The organism is Enterobacter cloacae complex sp. 342H5 (assembly GCF_050030905.1).
GTDB lineage: Bacteria > Pseudomonadota > Gammaproteobacteria > Enterobacterales > Enterobacteriaceae > Enterobacter > Enterobacter intestinihominis.
On record NZ_JBLGVB010000001.1, the window covers coordinates 811,963 to 831,103 of the forward strand.

At 58.0% G+C, this 19,141-nt stretch carries 14 protein-coding genes; 7 read left to right on the forward strand and 7 right to left on the reverse strand.

Translation table 11 applies throughout. The features are described 5' to 3' along the window. Positions 1–23: 23 nt before the first annotated feature. The 6 genes from folK to thpR form a co-directional block, all read right to left on the reverse strand. On the reverse strand, positions 24–503 hold the full coding sequence (gene folK, locus ACQG03_RS03915) for a 2-amino-4-hydroxy-6-hydroxymethyldihydropteridine diphosphokinase (protein WP_023305457.1): 480 nt from the start codon (positions 501–503) through the stop codon (positions 24–26). After that, positions 500–1,897, reverse strand: coding sequence for a polynucleotide adenylyltransferase PcnB (pcnB, locus tag ACQG03_RS03920; protein WP_074148356.1), 1,398 nt, complete (start codon positions 1,895–1,897; stop codon positions 500–502). The genes folK and pcnB overlap by 4 nt, the downstream gene beginning before the upstream one ends. Positions 1,898–1,939: 42 nt before the next feature. Beyond that, entirely contained in the window at positions 1,940–2,830 is an 891-nt protein-coding gene (gene gluQRS / locus ACQG03_RS03925) for a tRNA glutamyl-Q(34) synthetase GluQRS (RefSeq protein ID WP_022647088.1), read from the reverse strand. Between the two features lie 59 nt (positions 2,831–2,889). Further along, the gene (dksA, locus tag ACQG03_RS03930) at positions 2,890–3,345 is read right to left on the reverse strand and encodes an RNA polymerase-binding protein DksA (protein WP_001155232.1); all 456 of its coding nucleotides are present in this window, start codon (positions 3,343–3,345) and stop codon (positions 2,890–2,892) included. A gap of 176 nt (positions 3,346–3,521) precedes the next feature. Then, a complete protein-coding gene (sfsA, locus tag ACQG03_RS03935; RefSeq protein WP_032625548.1) occupies positions 3,522–4,226 on the reverse strand; it encodes a DNA/RNA nuclease SfsA in 705 nt (234 codons plus the stop codon). After that, positions 4,216–4,770, reverse strand: a complete 555-nt coding sequence (thpR, locus tag ACQG03_RS03940; protein WP_003856249.1) for an RNA 2',3'-cyclic phosphodiesterase — start codon at positions 4,768–4,770, stop codon at positions 4,216–4,218. The genes sfsA and thpR overlap by 11 nt, the downstream gene beginning before the upstream one ends. 73 nt (positions 4,771–4,843) lie before the next feature. On the opposite strand from thpR, the gene hrpB reads away from it, so the two are divergent. The 6 genes from hrpB (at position 4,844) to fhuB (ending at position 16,161) form a co-directional block, all read left to right on the forward strand. Further along, entirely contained in the window at positions 4,844–7,273 is a 2,430-nt protein-coding gene (gene hrpB / locus ACQG03_RS03945) for an ATP-dependent helicase HrpB (RefSeq protein ID WP_063163122.1), read from the forward strand. Positions 7,274–7,470: 197 nt separating this feature from the next. Beyond that, positions 7,471–9,996 carry a bifunctional glycosyl transferase/transpeptidase gene (gene mrcB / locus ACQG03_RS03950; protein ID WP_023305460.1) on the forward strand — a complete coding sequence of 842 codons (2,526 nt, stop codon included), beginning with the start codon at positions 7,471–7,473 and terminating at the stop codon, positions 9,994–9,996. Positions 9,997–10,233: 237 nt separating this feature from the next. Continuing rightward, positions 10,234–12,444, forward strand: coding sequence for a ferrichrome porin FhuA (gene fhuA / locus ACQG03_RS03955; protein WP_023299357.1), 2,211 nt, complete (start codon positions 10,234–10,236; stop codon positions 12,442–12,444). Between the two features lie 50 nt (positions 12,445–12,494). Beyond that, entirely contained in the window at positions 12,495–13,292 is a 798-nt protein-coding gene (fhuC, locus tag ACQG03_RS03960) for a Fe3+-hydroxamate ABC transporter ATP-binding protein FhuC (RefSeq protein WP_063163121.1), read from the forward strand. Continuing rightward, positions 13,292–14,182, forward strand: a complete 891-nt coding sequence (gene fhuD / locus ACQG03_RS03965) for a Fe(3+)-hydroxamate ABC transporter substrate-binding protein FhuD (RefSeq protein ID WP_063163120.1) — start codon at positions 13,292–13,294, stop codon at positions 14,180–14,182. The genes fhuC and fhuD overlap by 1 nt, the downstream gene beginning before the upstream one ends. Further along, positions 14,179–16,161, forward strand: coding sequence for a Fe(3+)-hydroxamate ABC transporter permease FhuB (fhuB, locus tag ACQG03_RS03970; protein WP_032625558.1), 1,983 nt, complete (start codon positions 14,179–14,181; stop codon positions 16,159–16,161). Before fhuD ends, fhuB begins: the two co-directional genes overlap by 4 nt. A gap of 94 nt (positions 16,162–16,255) precedes the next feature. On the opposite strand, the gene hemL is transcribed toward fhuB, so the two are convergent. Next, positions 16,256–17,536, reverse strand: a complete 1,281-nt coding sequence (gene hemL, locus ACQG03_RS03975; RefSeq protein ID WP_045308081.1) for a glutamate-1-semialdehyde 2,1-aminomutase — start codon at positions 17,534–17,536, stop codon at positions 16,256–16,258. Positions 17,537–17,713: 177 nt separating this feature from the next. Between hemL and clcA the strand changes: the two genes are divergently transcribed. Further along, the gene (gene clcA / locus ACQG03_RS03980; protein ID WP_046619962.1) at positions 17,714–19,114 is read left to right on the forward strand and encodes a H(+)/Cl(-) exchange transporter ClcA; all 1,401 of its coding nucleotides are present in this window, start codon (positions 17,714–17,716) and stop codon (positions 19,112–19,114) included. The last annotated feature ends 27 nt before the right edge of the window (positions 19,115–19,141 follow it).

Below are 19,141 nucleotides of genomic sequence, written 5' to 3' on the forward strand. Positions count from 1 at the left end.
GGCTAATCGGGGGTGACACGGGATTACCAGCGGACCGGTTTTTCCGCGTTGAGGCTTTGCAGAACGGCGTTCAGCGAGGTGCCGTCAGGGAAGGTGAGATCGGGGGCGACTTCAAATAGCGGCCAGAGCATAAACGCACGGTTTTTCATGTCATAGTGCGGAACGGTGAGGCGCTCGGTGTTAATCACCTTGTGGCCGAAAAGCATAATATCGAGGTCGAGCGTGCGCGGTCCCCAGCGTTCGGCTTTACGTACGCGACCCTGCTGTAGCTCAATACGCTGGGTATTATCCAGCAGCGTTTCTGCGTCAAGGGCTGTTTCCAGCACCACGGCGGCGTTCAGATAATCAGGCTGATCCTGCGGGCCGAGCGGGGGCGTACGGTAAAAGGAGGAGACCGCCACGATATGGCTTTGCGGGATCTCCCCCAGCGCCTGAACGGCAGCGTTAACCTGCTCAAGCGGAGAGGCCAGATTGCTGCCGATGGCAATATACGCAAGGGTCATGCTGTGCCTTCACGACGCGGCGCGCGCTTGCGCGGGCGACGGTGACGACGGCGCGGTGCCGGCTCGTCATCGAGATCCGTGAGCATATCTTTTTGCTCCGGTGGTGCAGAGACCTGAAATTCTCCCCACCACTGCGCCAGGCGCTGTAGCTCCTGGTTTCTTTCGACTTCAGCACGCAGAGAGAGCAAATCGAACGCGGCGCGGAACTTAGGATGCTCCATCAGTTTCCAGGCACGTTTACCCTGACGGCGGGACATACGCAGCTGAAGCTGCCAGATATCACGCACCAGCGTGGTAATACGTTTCGGGATCGCCAGCGTGCGACAGCCTTCGTCCAGCACGTCGTTTGCCGCCAGCGCGAACGCATCATAATAGGCGAGGCCGCTCTCCTGGGTAATGCGCTGCGCCGTTTCCAGCAGCGGATACCAGAACATGGCCGCGAACAGGAACGCCGGATTCACGCGCATATCGTTATGAATACGGGTATCCGTGTTCTTCAGCACCTGTGCAATCATCCGCTCCATTGCGCTGTCACCGTTTTCGGTGAAGTAGCGGGTAATGGTCGGGAACAGCGGCTGGAACAGGTTGTATTCACGCAGCAAATTGTAGGTTTCAAACCCGTAGCCTGCCTGGAGCAGCTTTAACGACTCCTCAAACAGACGGGCAGGGGGGACGTCGTTAATCAGCGTCGCCAGGCGCGGGATCGGCTCTGCGGTTTCCGGGCTGATACGCATGTTTAGCTTGGCGGCGAAACGCACGGCGCGCAGCATTCGGACCGGATCTTCGCGATAGCGCGTTTCCGGCGTGCCGATCAGGCGAATCAGGCCGTCTTTCAGATCCTGCATACCGCCGACGTAATCGCGCACGGTAAAATCCGCCACGCTGTAGTAAAGGCTGTTGATGGTGAAATCGCGACGCTGAGCATCTTCTTCAATAGAGCCGAAGATGTTGTCGCGCAGCAGCATGCCGTTTTGGCCGCGCTGGGAAGTTGTGCGATCGTTGACGCCCGCTTCGTGGTGACCGCGGAAGGTCGCCACTTCAATAATTTCCGGTCCAAACATCACGTGCGCCAGACGGAAACGGCGACCAACCAGACGGCAGTTGCGGAATAATTTACGCACCTGTTCAGGCGTGGCGCTGGTCGACACGTCGAAATCTTTTGGTTTTTTGCCCAGCAGTAAATCGCGCACCCCGCCGCCGACGAGATAGGCCTCGTAGCCTGCTTTATTCAGACGATAGAGCACCTTGAGGGCATTTTCACTGATATCTTTGCGGGAAATATTGTGCTGCTCACGCGGAATGACCGACATGTGTGGCTGTGCAATAGCATCATTCGCCATGCTCTCTTCGCGGCTCAGCACTTTACGGCAAAAATTAGCGACTCGGGTAAAAATAGTACACCTCGTAGTGTGTTTTGTTATCAAAAAAGCGGCTAATCATAGCTCAGCGCAACGCATTTGAGAATGCTGGATTTTTGGCACGGCCATAAGCGTCCAGTCAGCAATGGCCGTTTTCAGCAATTCATCCAGACTCAGATCCTGCCATTCCTGCGTTACATTCTGGTTGAGAAATCGCAGCGCGTCGATCAATACCGGGCGCGGATCGCCGTCAGGCAGCGCCGGGGCATGATTCTGTTTTGACAGCTTACTCCCCTGTTCATTGACCGCCAGCGGCAGATGGATGTAATCCGGCACCGTCCAGCCAAACTGCTGGTAAAGCGATATTTGCCGCACGGTAGGCTCAACCAAATCCGCCCCACGCACGATTTCCGTGACGCCCTGGAAATGGTCATCGACAACCACCGCCAGGTTATAGGCAAACAAGCCATCGCGACGGTGAATAATAAAATCTTCACGCGCCAGACGATCATCCGCCTGAATGGTTCCTGAGAGGACATCGGTAAACTGCGTCACCGGAGCGCGCTGTATCAGCCGTACGGCGGCATTCTCAGGGCCGTTGTGCCGCGTACGGCAGTGGCCGTCGTAAACGCCACCCACGCTCTGAATTCGCGCACGCGTGCAGGTGCAGTTATAGGATAGGCCCTGTTCAGCAAGCCACGCCAGACGTTCACGGTAGGCATCATGGCGTTGAGACTGCCAGAGTACGTCGCCGTCCCAGTGAAGACCGTAATGTTCCAGCTGACGCAGAATAGTTTCTGCCGCACCGGGAACTTCACGCGGAGGATCGATATCTTCAATGCGAACCAGCCATTTACCCTGACGGGCGCGAGCCTGTAGGTAGCTGCCGAGCGCGGCAATTAATGAGCCGAAGTGTAATTCACCGGAGGGAGATGGCGCAAAGCGCCCGATATAGTGAGATTCAGACATATCAACGGTAACAAGGCGGGAGAAACTCCCGCCTTAGCAGAGTAGTGAGAGGGAAGGCGTTAGCCAGCCATCTGTTTTTCGCGGATTTCTGCCAGCGTTTTACAGTCGATGCACAGATCGGCTGTTGGACGCGCTTCCAGACGACGAATACCGATTTCAACACCGCAGGATTCGCAGTAGCCAAAATCTTCGTCCTCGACCTTTTTCAGCGTTTTCTCGATCTTTTTGATCAGTTTGCGCTCGCGGTCACGGTTACGCAGTTCGAGGCTGAACTCTTCTTCCTGAGCGGCACGGTCGACCGGATCCGGGAAGTTAGCAGCTTCATCCTGCATATGTGTAACGGTGCGATCGACTTCATCCCTGAGTTGATTACGCCATGCTTCAAGAATACGCTTGAAGTGCGACAGCTGGGCTTCGTTCATATACTCTTCGCCCGGCTTCTCTTGATACGGCTCCACCCCAGCGATGGCGAGAATACTCAGGGACGATGTTTTACGGTTTTGCCCTTCTTGCATGTTGCTTCTCCTTAACACGCACTATCGATCCCCGTGTTGGGGGAAAAATCAGGTCGCTATAAATAGCAGATGCTTTTCCGTATGGCAATTATCTAAACGTAACACTTGACAACCCTGTGAGGAAAAGCGTATTTGCGCACGCGGCCAGAACACTTATTAGTCAATCGTCTAATCCCTTATAGGACAATGGGAAGAGAGGATCTCAGAGTCATATTATCGGCAGAAAGTTCCGCTTTATAAGCGAAAATCTCTACCCCCTGCTTTTGTGCCTCATTCAACAATTGCGCGTATTTAGGATCAATATGACGGGCCGGGGAAAACCGTTCAATGGCTGAATGCAGAACCGCAAACAGCAACACGGCGCGCTTGCCCGCCGCCGCTACACTCATTAGCTCCCGCAGATGCTTCTGGCCACGTAGCGTTACCGCATCCGGAAAGAAGCCGTTTTCCTCTTCCGCTAACGTCACTGATTTCACTTCAATATAGCACTCAGGGCGGTCTTCCGCCTGTAACATAAAATCAATTCTGCTGCCTTCATCGCCATATTTCACTTCGCTTTTTTGCGTGCCGTAACCCACCAGTTCAGGAAGGATTCCATTTGTCAGGGCTTCCTTAACCAGCTGATTTGCGCGCAGGGTATTAACGCAAATAAATGCCCCGCTTTGCGTCTCGGTCATTTCCCAGGTATGAGGATATTTGCGTTTAGTATTTTCTGATGTGGAATACCAGACCGTGTCACCCGGCGTGGCGCAACCGGTCATGGCGCCGGTGTTAGGACAATGCAGCGTGAGCGTTTCGCCCTCAGGCGTGATCACGTCAGCGAGAAAGCGTTTGTAACGCTGGATCAGCGTGGCGGGCTGGAGTGCAGGGCTAAACTTCATCAGGATTCCTTAACGTGTCGCCCAGCGTCCAGCGCTGGAGCGGAGTATAGCGGGTGCGTCCTTGTACAAAGGCAGATTCGTATAGGGCAAATTCATTCACCTGAAAGGACCAGTGAAAGCCCGGTGGCGGGATGGCAACAGCCTGACCCGCATCGCGCAGCAGGGTAATGTGGGGATGAAACGGCTGCGGGCTCTGATAACAGCCGCTGCGCGCGGCCTGCGCCCGCAGCATGTTGGCGAGCTGGAGCAGTCCGCGGGGGGGCTGCCGCGTCCCCAGCCAGACCACCCGAGAGCGCAGCCATTGCCCGGCATCGTCAAGATGCAGCGTAAAACCCGGCTGAGAAATGCGTCCGGCCATTGCGCTTAACGCGCGCTGCTTTTCTGCGCTCACCTCGCCAAGAAAAGCTAACGTCAGGTGCATATTGGCGGCGACGACAGGGCGGCCCGCTTCCGCGGGGAAGTGGCTGGCGCGCCAGCGAACAATTTGCCGTTGAAGCGTGGTGGGTAATTCAATGGCGAAGAATAGCCGTTTTGACTCAGACATGCGCAAGACTCGGTAATGATATGCGCCGATGCTACAATGTACGCCGATTAATGTTAACCCTCTGGAGCCGTAAGTGTCCTCTTTGCCCGTCGCCGTCGTCCTTCCTGAGCTTCTCGCAGCCTTAGAACATGCGCCACAGGTTTTGCTCAGCGCGCCCACCGGAGCGGGTAAATCCACCTGGCTGCCCCTGCAAATTCTGCGCGAGGGGAGCATCAGCGGGAAAATTATCCTGCTGGAACCGCGCAGGCTGGCGGCGCGCAATGTGGCGCAGCGCCTGGCGGAACTGCTGAATGAAAAACCGGGCGAGACGGTAGGGTACCGGATGCGCGCCGAAACCTGCATTGGCCCGTCTACGCGGCTGGAGGTGGTCACTGAAGGCATTCTTACCCGTATGCTGCAAAACGATCCGGAGCTGAGCGGCGTCGGGCTGGTGATCCTTGATGAATTTCACGAGCGCAGCCTCCAGGCCGATCTGGCCCTTGCGCTGCTGCTCGACGTTCAGCAGGGGCTGCGCGACGACCTTCGGCTGCTGATTATGTCGGCGACGCTGGATAACGAGCGGCTCCGGCAGACGCTCCCTGACGCGCCGATGATCTCCTCTGAAGGGCGTGCGTTTCCGGTCGAGCGCCGCTATCAGCCGCTGCCTGCCCATCAGCGTTTTGACGAAGCCGTTGCCATCGCCACCGCCGAATTGCTCCGTCAGGAACCCGGCTCGCTGCTGCTGTTTTTACCCGGCGTAGGCGAAATCCAGCGCGTACAGGAGCAGCTGGCATCCCGGGTGAGCAGTGACGTTATGCTGTGCCCGCTCTACGGCGCGCTGCATTTGGCTGACCAGCGCAAGGCGATCCTTCCCGCACCGGCGGGGCAGCGCAAAGTGGTACTGGCGACCAATATCGCCGAAACCAGTTTGACCATCGAAGGCATTCGCCTGGTGGTGGACAGTACGCAGGAGAGGGTGGCCAGTTTTGATCCGCGTACCGGGCTGACCAGGCTACTGACGCAGCGCATCAGCCAGGCCTCAATGGTGCAGCGCGCAGGCCGAGCTGGGCGTCTTGAGCCGGGTATTTGCCTGCATTTAACCAGCGCCGAGCAGGCGGAGCGTGCGGCATTGCAGAGTACGCCTGAGATTTTACAAAGCGATCTCTCCGGGCTGGTAATGGATCTGATGCAGTGGGGCTGCCCGGACCCTGACCAGCTCACCTGGCTTAATCCTCCGCCTGTTGTGAACCTTTCCGCCGCGCGCAGCCTGCTGACCCAGCTTGGCGCGCTGGAAGGCGAGCGACTGACGGCGCGCGGCCAGAAAATGGCGGCGCTGGGCAACGATCCGCGTCTGGCTACGATGCTGGTGGCAGCACAGGGCGACGATGAAATTGCCACGGCGGCAAAACTGGCGGCTATTCTTGAGGAGCCGCCGCGCGGTGGCAGCAGCGATCTGGGACAGGCCTTTTCACGCCAGCAGGGAAACTGGCAACAGCGCGCGCAGCAGTTGTGTCACCGCCTGAAGAGCCGGGGAGGATCGCCTGACAGCGACAAAGTTATCCCTCTTCTGGCCCAGGCCTTCCCGGACAGGATCGCGCGCCGTCGCGGGCTTGATGGTCGTTATCAACTGGCAAATGGGATGGGCGCGATGCTGGACAGCGATGATGCTCTGACGCGTCATGAATGGCTGATCGCGCCGCTCTTACTCCAGGGCAGTCACTCCCCGGATGCGCGCATCTTGCAGGCGGTTGCCGTAGATATTGACGCCCTGACGCGTGCCTGCCCGCAGCTGCTTCAGCAATCTGACATTGTCGAATGGGATGATGCCCAGGGCACGCTGAAGGCGTTCCGTCGTAGCCAGATTGGCAAACTGACGCTCGGGACAAAACCGCTGGCTAAGCCGTCGGAGGAAGAGTTACACCAGGCGATGCTGAACGGCATTCGGGAAAAAGGGCTGAGCGTATTGAACTGGACGCCTGAGGCCGAACAATATCGCATTCGCCTGCACTGCGCCGCGAAGTGGCTGCCGGAACAGGGGTGGCCAGCGGTGGATGATGAGACGCTGCTCGCGACGCTTGAACAGTGGTTGTTGCCGCAGATGAGCGGCGTACACTCCCTGCGCGCCCTTAAGGCGCTTGATGTTAAGGCAGCGTTACAGAATTTACTGGACTGGTCGTTACGTCAACGTCTGGATAGTGAACTGCCTGGGCATTACACTGTGCCAACCGGGAGCCGGATTGCCATTCGTTATCATGAGGATAATCCGCCAGCGCTGGCGGTTCGGATGCAGGAGATGTTTGGTGAGGCCACCACGCCGTCCATCGCTGAAGGGCGCGTGCCGTTAGTGCTTGAGCTGCTTTCGCCTGCGCATCGTCCCTTGCAGATCACCCGCGATCTGGGTGCGTTCTGGGCGGGGAGCTATCGTGAAGTGCAGAAAGAGATGAAGGGGCGATATCCCAAACACGTCTGGCCGGACGATCCGGCGAATACCGCGCCGACACGGCGCACGAAGAAATATTCGTAATGGGGGAGTGCGGCCTGAAAGGTAAAGTGCGGCCTGATGCTCTCACCCCGGCCCTCTCCCACAGGGAGAGGGAGAAAACACTAAAGACTTTCCTGTCAGGAAAGTCTTGCTGTTTATTTTGAGAGATTTCTTCTTTCACTGACCTGTGCAAGATAAGAAAATCTGGCCTTTGCGCCTGAATGTTGCGGAGAAAAAGCATGGCGGGGAATGACCGCGAGCCAATAGGACGTAAGGGAAAGCCGACGCGTCCGGCGAAAGAAAAGGTAAGCCGTCGTCGCCTCAGAGATGAGGAGTATGACGATGACTATGAAGACGATTATGAGGATGAAGAACCGATGCCGCGTAAAGGGAAAGGCAAAGGGCGTAAGCCTCGTGGTAAGCGCGGCTGGTTCTGGCTGCTGCTGAAGCTGTTTATTGTTTTTGTTGTTCTGATCGCGATTTACGGCGTTTATCTGGATCAGAAGATCCGCAGCCGTATTGACGGGAAAGTCTGGCAATTGCCTGCGGCAGTGTACGGCCGCATGGTGAACCTTGAGCCGGACATGTCCATCAGCAAGAATGAGATGGTGAAGCTGCTGCAAGCCACGCAGTATCGTCAGGTCACGAAAATGACCCGTCCGGGTGAATTTACCGTCCAGGCGAAAAGCATTGAGATGATCCGCCGTCCGTTCGACTTCCCGGACAGTAAAGAAGGGCAGGTGCGCGCGCGTCTGACCTTTGACGGCGATCGCCTGGAAACCATTGAGAACATGGATAACGATCGCCAGTTCGGTTTCTTCCGTCTCGATCCGCGTCTCATCACCATGCTGTCGTCCGCAAACGGCGAACAGCGCCTGTTCGTGGCGCGTAACGGCTTCCCGGATCTGCTGGTGGATACCCTGCTGGCAACCGAAGACCGCCACTTCTACGAGCACGACGGGATTAGCCTCTACTCCATTGGTCGTGCGGTACTGGCTAACCTGACCGCGGGGCGTACGGTGCAGGGGGCGAGTACCCTGACCCAGCAGCTGGTGAAAAACCTGTTCCTCTCCAGCGAGCGCTCTTACTGGCGTAAAGCCAACGAAGCGTACATGGCCGTGCTGATGGATGCGCGCTACAGCAAGGATCGTATTCTTGAGCTGTACATGAACGAGGTGTACCTCGGTCAGAGCGGCGATAACGAGATCCGCGGCTTCCCGCTGGCGAGCCTGTACTACTTTGGCCGTCCGGTAGAAGAGCTGAGCCTTGACCAGCAGGCGCTGCTGGTGGGCATGGTAAAAGGCGCGTCGATCTACAACCCGTGGCGTAACCCAAAACTGGCGCTGGAGCGTCGTAACCTGGTGCTGCGTCTGCTGCAACAACAGCAGGTGATTGACCAGGAGCTGTACGACATGCTGAGCGCGCGTCCGCTGGGCGTTCAGCCGCGCGGTGGGGTGATCTCTCCGCAGCCTGCCTTTATGCAGATGGTACGTCAGGAGTTGCAGTCTAAGCTCGGAGATAAAGTGAAAGATCTCTCCGGGGTGAAGATCTTCACCACCTTTGACTCCGTGGCGCAGGATGCGGCAGAAAAAGCGGCGGTTGAAGGTATTCCGGTTCTGAAGAAGCAGCGTAAGCTGAGCGATCTGGAAACCGCGATGGTGGTAGTTGATCGCAACACCGGCGAAGTTCGCGCCATGGTGGGCGGCGCCGAGCCGCAGTATGCGGGCTATAACCGCGCGATGCAGGCGCGTCGTTCGATTGGTTCTCTGGCAAAACCGGCAACCTACCTGACCGCGCTGAGCCAGCCGAATCTCTATCGACTGAACACCTGGATTGCCGATGCGCCAATCTCCCTGCGCCAGCCTAACGGCCAGGTGTGGTCTCCGCAGAACGATGATAAGCAGTTCAGCGGCCAGGTGATGCTGGTGGATGCGTTAACCCGCTCGATGAACGTGCCGACTGTTAACCTCGGCATGGCGCTGGGCCTCCCCGCCATCACCGACACCTGGCAGAAGCTGGGCGTACCGAAAGATCAGCTGCACCCTGTGCCAGCGATGATCCTGGGGGCGCTTAACCTGACGCCAATCGAAGTGGCCCAGGCGTTCCAGACCATCGCCAGCGGCGGTAACCGAGCGCCGCTTTCCGCCCTGCGTTCGGTGATTGCCGAAGATGGCTCCGTGCTGTATCAGAGCTTCCCGCAGGCGGAGCGCGCTGTTCCGGCGCAGGCGGCCTATATGACGCTGTGGACCATGCAGCAGGTGGTCCAGCGCGGTACCGGGCGTCAGCTGGGGGCGAAGTATCCTGGTCTGCATCTGGCGGGTAAAACCGGGACTACCAACAACAACGTCGATACCTGGTTCGCCGGTATTGATGGCCGTGAAGTGGTGATCACCTGGGTGGGCCGAGATAACAACCAGCCGACCAAACTGTATGGTGCGAGCGGCGCGATGTCGATTTACCAGCGTTATCTGGCCAATCAGTCTCCGGTGCCGCTGAACCTCGTTGCCCCGGAAGATATCGTCGATATGGGCGTGGACAGCTCGGGTAATTTCATCTGTGGCGGCGGCGTGCGTTCGCTGCCGGTCTGGACGACCAACCCGGATGCGCTGTGCCAGCAAAGCCAGCCAGAAGAACCGACAGGTAACCCGTTCGATCAGTCTTCTCAGCCTCAGCAGCCGCAGCAGCAACAGCCGCAGCAGCAGGAAGAGAAGAAAGACAGCGACGGCGTCGCCGGTTGGATCAAGGATATGTTCGGCGGCAACTAGCCCTTATGACACCCCCTTCCCTGGAAGGGGGTGTTTTTTCACCTCAGCAACTCATTTCCTTAACCCTGTTTTCAATCCTTATTAACGACCCGTTTTCCGTTGATTATTTCTTAAACCCTCAATTCTTGTAGGGCCGCATATCGCTTGCTATGCCGTCAGCGTTTCGCATATTATTCTGCGGTCATAATAATAATTCTCGTTTACGTTATCATTCACCTTTTTCATCAGAGATCCATCATGGCGCTTTCCAATACTGCTCAGCCAATTAACACGTCGCTGCGTAAAATCGCAGCCGTCGTAGCCACAGCGGTTGCCGGCATGTCTGCTTATGCACAAGCCGCTGAAACCCCCAAGAAAGAAGAAACCATCACCGTGACTGCCGCACCGGCTGCACAGGAAAGTGCCTGGGGTCCTGCACCGACGATTGCGGCAAAACGCACTGCAACGGCGACGAAAACCGATACACCCATTGAGAAAACCCCGCAGTCTATTTCTGTTGTGACTCGTGAAGAGATGGACATGAAACAGCCGGGGACGGTTAAACAGGCCCTGGCCTACACCCCAAGCGTTTTCGCAACGCGCGGCGCCTCAACAACTTACGATGTGGTTTCGATTCGTGGTTTCACGACCTCCAGCACCGTGAATACCAACCAGTATCTGGATGGTATGAAGTTGCAGGGAGACAACTACTCTGAAGCGTCCATGGACCCGTACTTCCTTGAGCGCGTAGAGCTGCTACGTGGCCCGACGTCTGTACTGTATGGCAAAAGCCATCCGGGCGGCGTAGTGAGTATGGTCAGCAAGCGTCCAACCACGGAACCGTTGAAAGAAATTCAGTTCAAAATGGGGACGGATAACCTCTGGCAGACGGGGTTTGATTTCAGCGACGCGATTGACGATGACGGCGTGTGGTCCTACCGTCTGACCGGTCTGGGACGTAGTGAGAACGCGCAGCAGGAAATGGTGAAATCTACTCGTTACGCGATTGCGCCGTCTTTCAGCTGGCGTCCTGATGATAAAACCGATTTCACCTTCCTGAGCAACTTCCAGAGCGATCCGGATGCGGGTTACTACGGCTGGCTGCCACGTGAAGGTACCGTTGTGCCTTACTATGATGCTAACGGAAAAGCGCACAAACTGCCGACCGACTTCAACGAAGGTGATGAAGACAATAAGATCTCCCGTCGTCAGAAAATGGTGGGTTACAGCTTCGCGCATGAATTCAACGACACCTTCACCGTGCGTCAGAACCTGCGTTATACCAAAATCAACACGCTGTACCGTTCAGTTTACGGTAACGGCTATATCGCCCCGGCCCAGATCAGCCGTGCCTACGTGCGCTCAGATGAAGATCTCAACTCGTTCACGGTTGATACACAGCTCCAGTCGAAATTCGCGACCGGCGCCGTTGACCATACCCTGCTGACGGGTGTGGATTACCTTCGTATGCGAAATGACATTGATGCTGACTACGGCACCGCCGATCCGATCAGCATGAACAATCCTCAGCACGGCAATGCGAACGTCAATGTGAACTTCCCGTATGCCATGCTCAATCGTCAGGAGCAGACCGGGCTCTATGCGCAGGATCAGGCTGAATGGGATAAGTGGGTACTCACCTTGGGTGGCCGCTATGACTTTGCGAAAACGTCTGCCTTTAACCGTAATAACGGAACCACCGCGGAAATTAACGATCAGGCATTTACCTGGCGCGGGGGGATTAACTACCTGTTCGACAACGGGATTACACCATACTTCAGCTACAGTGAATCTTTCGAACCGCTCTCTGGCACCACCCAGGGCGGCAAACCGTTCGATCCGGCACGCGGCAAGCAGTATGAAGCGGGCGTGAAGTATGTTCCAAAAGATCTGCCTGTTGTAGTGACGGCAGCGGTATACCAGCTGACCAAGAACAATAACCTGACCGCCGATCCGGCGAACCCGACCAGCGGCTTTAGCGTGCAGGGCGGTGAAATTCGCTCCCGAGGCTTTGAGCTGGAAGCGAAAGCGGCGGTGTCGGCTAACGTGAACGTGACGGCGGCCTACAGCTACACCGATGCGGAATACACCCACGATACCTGGTATGAAGGTCGTCGTCCGGCAGAAGTACCGCGCAACATGGCATCACTGTGGGCGGATTACACCTTCCACGAGACGGCGCTAAGCGGCCTGACCGTTGGTGCGGGTGCTCGCTACATCGGTAACACGGTGACGTACTACTCCTCAGCGTCGCCTAAAGCCTATGAGTCCTTTAACGTCGCGGGTTATGCCCTGGCGGATGCGACCGTGAAATACGATCTGGCGCGCTTCGGTCTGCCGGGCTCTTCCGTCGGCGTCAACGTGAACAACATCTTTGATCGTGAATACGTCTCCAGCTGCTACAGCGAGTATGCATGCTACTGGGGAGCAGGACGCCAGGTTGTTGCCACGGCGACCTTCCGCTTCTAACCTCTTTATGGGCACGGTTCGCCGTGCCCTTTTTATTTAAGTTGGCTGACATGCAGGATACTAAAACGCAATCCGACTCCACCTTCACGCTCAACAATCTCTCCTTTCGCGTACCCGGGCGCACCTTGCTGCATCCGCTCTCTTTGACGTTTCCCGCAGGTAAAGTGACCGGTTTAATCGGGCACAATGGTTCCGGTAAATCGACGCTGCTGAAGATGCTGGGCCGTCATCAGCCGCCGTCCGAGGGCGACATTCTGCTGGATGACCAGCCGCTGGCGAGCTGGAGCAGTAAGGCCTTTGCCCGCAAGGTGGCCTATCTGCCGCAGCAGTTGCCGCAGGCGGAGGGGATGATGGTGCGCGAGCTGGTGGCGATTGGACGTTATCCGTGGCACGGTGCGCTCGGGCGTTTTGGCGTTGCTGACAGAGAGAAAGTGGAAGAGGCGATCGCGCTGGTTGGGTTAAAACCGCTGGCGCAACGTCTGGTGGATAGCCTGTCCGGTGGCGAGCGTCAGCGCGCATGGATCGCGATGCTGGTGGCGCAGGACAGCCGCTGCCTGTTGCTCGACGAACCCACTTCAGCGCTGGATATTGCTCATCAGGTTGACGTCCTGGCGCTGGTGCATCGCTTAAGCCAGCAGCGCGGCCTGACGGTGATTGCCGTTCTGCATGATATCAACATGGCGGCACGCTACTGCGACTATCTGGTAGCGCTGCGCGGCGGTGAAATGATCGCTCAGGGTACGCCTGCCGAACTGATGCGCAGCGAAACGCTGGAACATATCTACGGTATTCCTATGGGCATTCTGCCTCACCCGGCCGGGGCTGCACCCGTGAGCTTTGTCTACTGATGCTGGATCCAACATTAATTAGCCGCCGTCGCCTGCTAACGGCCATGGCAATCTCACCTCTGCTGTTAAAGATGGGCCCGGCCCGCGCTGCCGCAGTCGATCCGCACCGCATCGTGGCGCTGGAGTGGTTGCCCGTCGAACTGATGATGGCGCTGGGCGTGACGCCTTACGGCGTGGCCGATATTCCTAACTACACCCTGTGGGTGAATGAGCCAAAACTGCCGGACTCCGTCATCGACATCGGTCTGCGTACGGAGCCGAACCTTGAGCTTCTCACCCAGATGAAACCGTCTTATTTATTCTGGTCTGCGGGGTATGGCCCGTCGGAAGAGACCATGGCGAAGATTGCGCCCGGACGGGGCTTTTCCTTTAGCGACGGTAAAAAGCCGCTGACCATGGCAAAAAATTCCATCCACGAGATGGCGCAGTTCCTCAACCGTGAGGCTGAGGCGAAAAAACATCTCAATGAATTTGATGCGCTGATTGATTCCCTTAAGCCGCGCTTTGCCCACCGTGGCGATCGGCCTTTGCTGATGGTGACCCTGCTGGATGCCCGCCATATGCTGGTCTTTGGAAATAACTGTCTGTTCCAGGAAGTACTCGACAGCTTTGGCATTCGCAATGCCTGGGAAGGCGAGATGACATTCTGGGGCAGTACCGCCGTGGGGATTGACCGCCTGGCGGCGTTTCGTGATGTCGACGTGCTGTGCTTTGACCACGGCAATGAGCGCGAAATGCAAACCCTGATGGCGACTCCGCTCTGGCAGGCAATGCCGTTCGTCCGCGAGCAGCGCTTCCTGCGCGCGCCAGCGGTATGGTTCTACGGCGCGACGCTGTCGGCCATGCATTTTGCCCGCGTGCTGGACAATGCACTGGGAGGCAAGGCATGAGCACGCGTATGGCCCGTTTCCCGATGTTACTGTTAGCGCTCATTTTTCTGGCTGCCCTGGCATTAACCGGCTTTAACCTGACCACGGCGTTACCGCGCGATCAGTGGGCAGCCGCGTTTGCCGCACCGGATATCGACAATATTCAGCAAATGCTGTTCCACTACAGCCTGCTGCCGCGTCTGGCTATCTCCCTGCTGGTCGGGGCGGGACTGGGACTGGTGGGCGTACTGTTTCAGCAGGTGCTACGTAACCCGCTGGCGGAGCCAACCACGCTGGGCGTGGCGACGGGGGCTCAGCTGGGGATCACCATCACCACGCTCTGGACCCTGCCGGGAGCGTTAACCTCGCAGTTTGCCGCGCTGGCAGGCGCATGCGTGGTCGGTGCGCTGGTCTTTGGCGTAGCCTGGGGAAAACGTCTCTCGCCGGTCACGCTGATCCTCGCGGGGCTGGTCGTCAGCCTCTACTGTGGGGCGATCAACCAGCTGCTGGTGCTGTTTCACCACGATCAGCTGCAAAGCATGTTTATGTGGAGTACCGGCACGCTCACCCAGACCGACTGGAGTATCGTCCAGCGCCTGTGGCCGCAGCTGTTTGGCGGCGTGGTGCTGACGCTGCTGCTGCTGCGTCCGCTCACGCTGATGGGCCTCGATGACGGCGTGGCGCGCAATCTCGGGCTGGCGCTGTCGCTGGCCCGTCTGGCGGCCCTGACCCTGGCGATTGTGCTGAGCGCGTTACTGGTTAACGCCGTCGGCATCATCGGGTTTATCGGCCTGTTTGCGCCATTGCTGGCAAAAATGCTCGGCGCGCGCCGTCTGCTGGCGCGTCTGATGCTGGCGCCGCTGATTGGTGCGCTGATCCTCTGGCTTTCCGATCAGCTCATTCTCTGGCTGGCGCGCGTCTGGATGGAAGTTTCCACGGGCTCGGTGACGGCCCTGATCGGCGCGCCGCTGCTGCTGTGGCTGCTGCCGCGCCTGCGCAGCATTAGCGCTCCGGCGATGGATGCCGGCGATAAAGTGCATGCCGAGCGTCAGTCGGTGGTGTGGTTCAGCCTTGCCGGGCTGGCAGTGCTGGTTATCGCCTCGTTTGCCGCACTCTCGCTGGGACGCGACGCCACGGGCTGGCACTGGGCAACGGGGGATTTGCTGCATGAACTCATGCAGTGGCGCTGGCCGCGGATTTTCTCTGCGCTGATTGCGGGCGTCATGCTGGCGGTGGCGGGCTGTATTATCCAGCGTCTCACCGGCAACCCGATGGCAAGCCCGGAAGTTTTAGGGATCAGCTCCGGGGCCGCGTTTGGCGTAGTGTTGATGTTGTTCCTCGTACCGGGAAATGCGTTCGGCTGGCTGATGCCTGCCGGGAGTATCGGTGCGGCAGTCACGCTGATGATTATCCTGATCGCCTCCGGGCGAGGTGGTTTCTCACCTCACCGCATGCTGCTGGCCGGGATGGCGCTCAGCACCGCGTTTACTATGCTGCTGATGATGTTGCAGGCGAGCGGCGATCCGCGCATGGCGCAGATCCTGACATGGATTTCCGGTTCAACATACAACGCCACCGGCAGTCAGGTGGTGCATACCGGGATTGTGATGATCGTGCTGCTGGCGATTGTGCCGCTGTGCCGCCGCTGGATGACCATTCTGCCGCTGGGTGGGGATACCGCCCGCGCGGTCGGGGTGGCGCTGACGCCAACGCGCATTGCGCTGTTGCTGCTGGCCGCGTGCCTGACGGCGACGGCCACCATGACTATCGGCCCGCTCAGTTTTGTCGGATTAATGGCGCCGCATATCGCCCGTATGATGGGTTTCCGCAGGACTTTGCCGCATATCGTGATCTCTGCGCTGACGGGCGGGGCGATCCTGGTCTTTGCTGACTGGTGCGGAAGGATGGTGCTGTTCCCGTATCAGATCCCGGCGGGCCTCCTGTCGACCTTTATCGGCGCGCCTTACTTTATTTATCTGTTGAGAAAGCAGAGTCGGTAATAAAAGTAAACGGCAATCCTTAGATTGCCGTTTTAGTGTTTGCTCCCTCTCCCTGTGGGCTGAGGGTTGGGGTGAGGGCATCAAGCCGCACATTTTACAGCTTCGCAAATACCTTACGCGCTGCGTCGATGGTGTTATTGATATCTTCTTCGCTGTGCGCCACGGACATAAAGCCCGCTTCAAACGCTGACGGGGCAAGATACACGCCTTCTCCCAGCATCAGGTGGAAGAAGCGTTTGAAGCGTTCCACGTCGCATTTCACCACGTCCTGATAGCAGGTCACGGTTTTCGCATCGGTGAAGAAAATCCCGAACATCCCGCCCACGTGGTTCACCACCAGTGGAATACCCGCATCTTCTGCGGCTTCCAGCAAACCGTTTGCCAGTTGCGTCGTCCGGTCCGTCAAGGTTTCGTGGATACCCGGCTGCGCCACTTCGGTCAGACAGGCAAAGCCCGCCGCCATCGCAATCGGGTTACCGGAGAGCGTACCCGCCTGGTAAACCGGACCGGTTGGCGCCAGCGCGTCCATGACGTCCTTACGTCCACCGAACGCGCCGACAGGCATGCCGCCGCCAATGATTTTGCCGAGGCAGGTCAGATCCGGCTCCACGCCATAATAAGACTGGGCACCCGCCAGCGCCACGCGGAAGCCGGTCATCACTTCGTCGATGATCAGCAGCGCGCCGAACTCATCGCACAGGGCGCGCAGGCCCGGCAGGAAATCCGGCTGCGGTGGGATACAGTTCATGTTGCCCGCAACTGGCTCAACGATGATGCAGGCGATCTCCTGCGGATACTGCTCGAACGCGGCGCGAACGGTGCTCAGGTCGTTATAGGTGCAGGTCAACGTGTGTTTCGCGAAATCAGCCGGCACCCCCGGGGAGTTCGGCTGGCCGAGGGTCAGCGCGCCGGAACCGGCTTTCACCAGCAGACAGTCGGCATGGCCGTGATAACAACCTTCGAACTTGATGATCTTGTCACGGCCGGTAAAACCGCGCGCCAGACGGATAGCGCTCATGGTCGCTTCGGTACCGGAGTTCACCATACGCACCATGTCCATCGTTGGCACCAGCTCGGTGACCAGTTCTGCCATTTTGACTTCCATCTCGGTTGGCGCGCCGAAGCTCAGGCCGCGCTGAGCGGCTTCAATCACCGCGTTGCGGATCGCCGGGTGGTTGTGGCCCAGTACCATCGGGCCCCAGGAGCCGACGTAATCGACATAGGCTTTACCATCCACATCATACAGATATGCGCCATCCGCACGTTCGATAAACAGCGGGGTGCCACCCACGCCGGTAAAGGCGCGCACGGGTGAGTTCACGCCGCCTGGGATTAGCTCGCGGGCTGCGCTGTAGAGGTTTTCAGACTTGCTCATGGCGTCGTTCCTGGTTCGTAGAAATGAGTTAAGGCAACTATTCTAAGTGATTCGGAAGAGGTTATAAAATTTTTGCCCCATAGAAGGCTTAACAATTGTTAAGTATTTTTCAGGGGACGAGGGGATTGTCTCTGGTAGAATCCCTGCGGCCTTTTGTATGACGAAACAGAACAGGTAATGAACGAGAACACGCCTTCTTTTGAACAACAACAGTTTACGCGCGCGAAGCACCGGGTCAGTATCCGGCGGCTGCTCAACCGTGACAAAACCCCGTTAGCCATTCTGGTGGCAGCCGCCGTTGTGGGCACGCTGGCCGGGCTGGTAGGCGTCGCGTTTGAGAAAGCCGTCAATGCGGTGCTCAACTGGCGTATAGGTACCGTCGCCAGCTTCGCGGATCGTGAATGGCTGGTCTGGGTGTGGGCCTTTGGCCTTTCGGCCCTGTTTGCCATGGTGGGCTATTTTCTGGTGCGTAAATTCGCACCTGAAGCAGGCGGCTCGGGGATCCCTGAAATTGAGGGGGCGCTGGAAGAGCTACGCCCGGTTCGCTGGTGGCGCGTGCTTCCTGTGAAATTTATCGGCGGGATGGGAACGCTCGGAGCGGGCATGGTGCTCGGTCGGGAAGGACCAACGGTACAGCTGGGCGGTAACGTCGGGCGCATGGTCGGCGATCTGTTCCGTATGCGCAGCGCCGAAGCGCGCCATACGCTGCTGGCGACGGGGGCGGCGGCCGGGCTGTCTGCCGCGTTTAACGCGCCGCTGGCAGGTATCCTGTTTATCATTGAAGAGATGCGCGCCCAGTTCCGCTACAACCTGATCTCCATTAAAGCGGTGTTTACCGGCGTGATTATGTCGAGCATTGTCTTTCGCGTCTTTAACGGCGAAGGGGCGGTGATTGAAGTTGGCAAGCTAACCAATGCGCCGGTCAATACTTTGTGGCTGTATCTGATTCTTGGGATGATTTTTGGCGTCGTTGGCCCGCTTTTTAACGCCCTGATTTTACGGGCTCAGGATATGTTTCAGCGCATCCATGGCGGAAATACCACGAAATGGGTGCTGGTGGGGGGCCTGCTTGGTGGCGTGTGCGGGATCCTCGGTTTTATCGAACCGAATGCGGCGGGCGGCGGTTTCGGTCTGATTCCCATTGCCGCGGCGGGGAATTTCAGCGTAGGCCTGCTGCTGTTTATGTTTATTTCACGCGTCATCACCACGGTATTGTGCTTCTCCTCTGGTGCCCCGGGCGGCATTTTCGCCCCGATGCTGGCGCTGGGAACGCTGCTGGGTACGGCGTTCGGGATGGCGGCGGCGGCAGGCTTCCCGGCCTACCATCTGGATGCGGGAACGTTTGCGGTTGCGGGAATGGGGGCGCTGTTGGCGGCCTCCCTGCGTGCGCCGCTGACCGGGATCGTGCTGGTGCTGGAAATGACCGACAATTACCAGCTCATTTTGCCAATGATCATTACCTGCCTCGGCGCGACACTATTAGCCCAATTCCTGGGTGGAAAACCGCTATACTCCACCATTCTTGCCCGTACCCTGGCGAAACAGGAAGCTGAACAGGCCCTGAAGCAGAATACTTGAATGAATTACCAGGGTATTAGATAATGA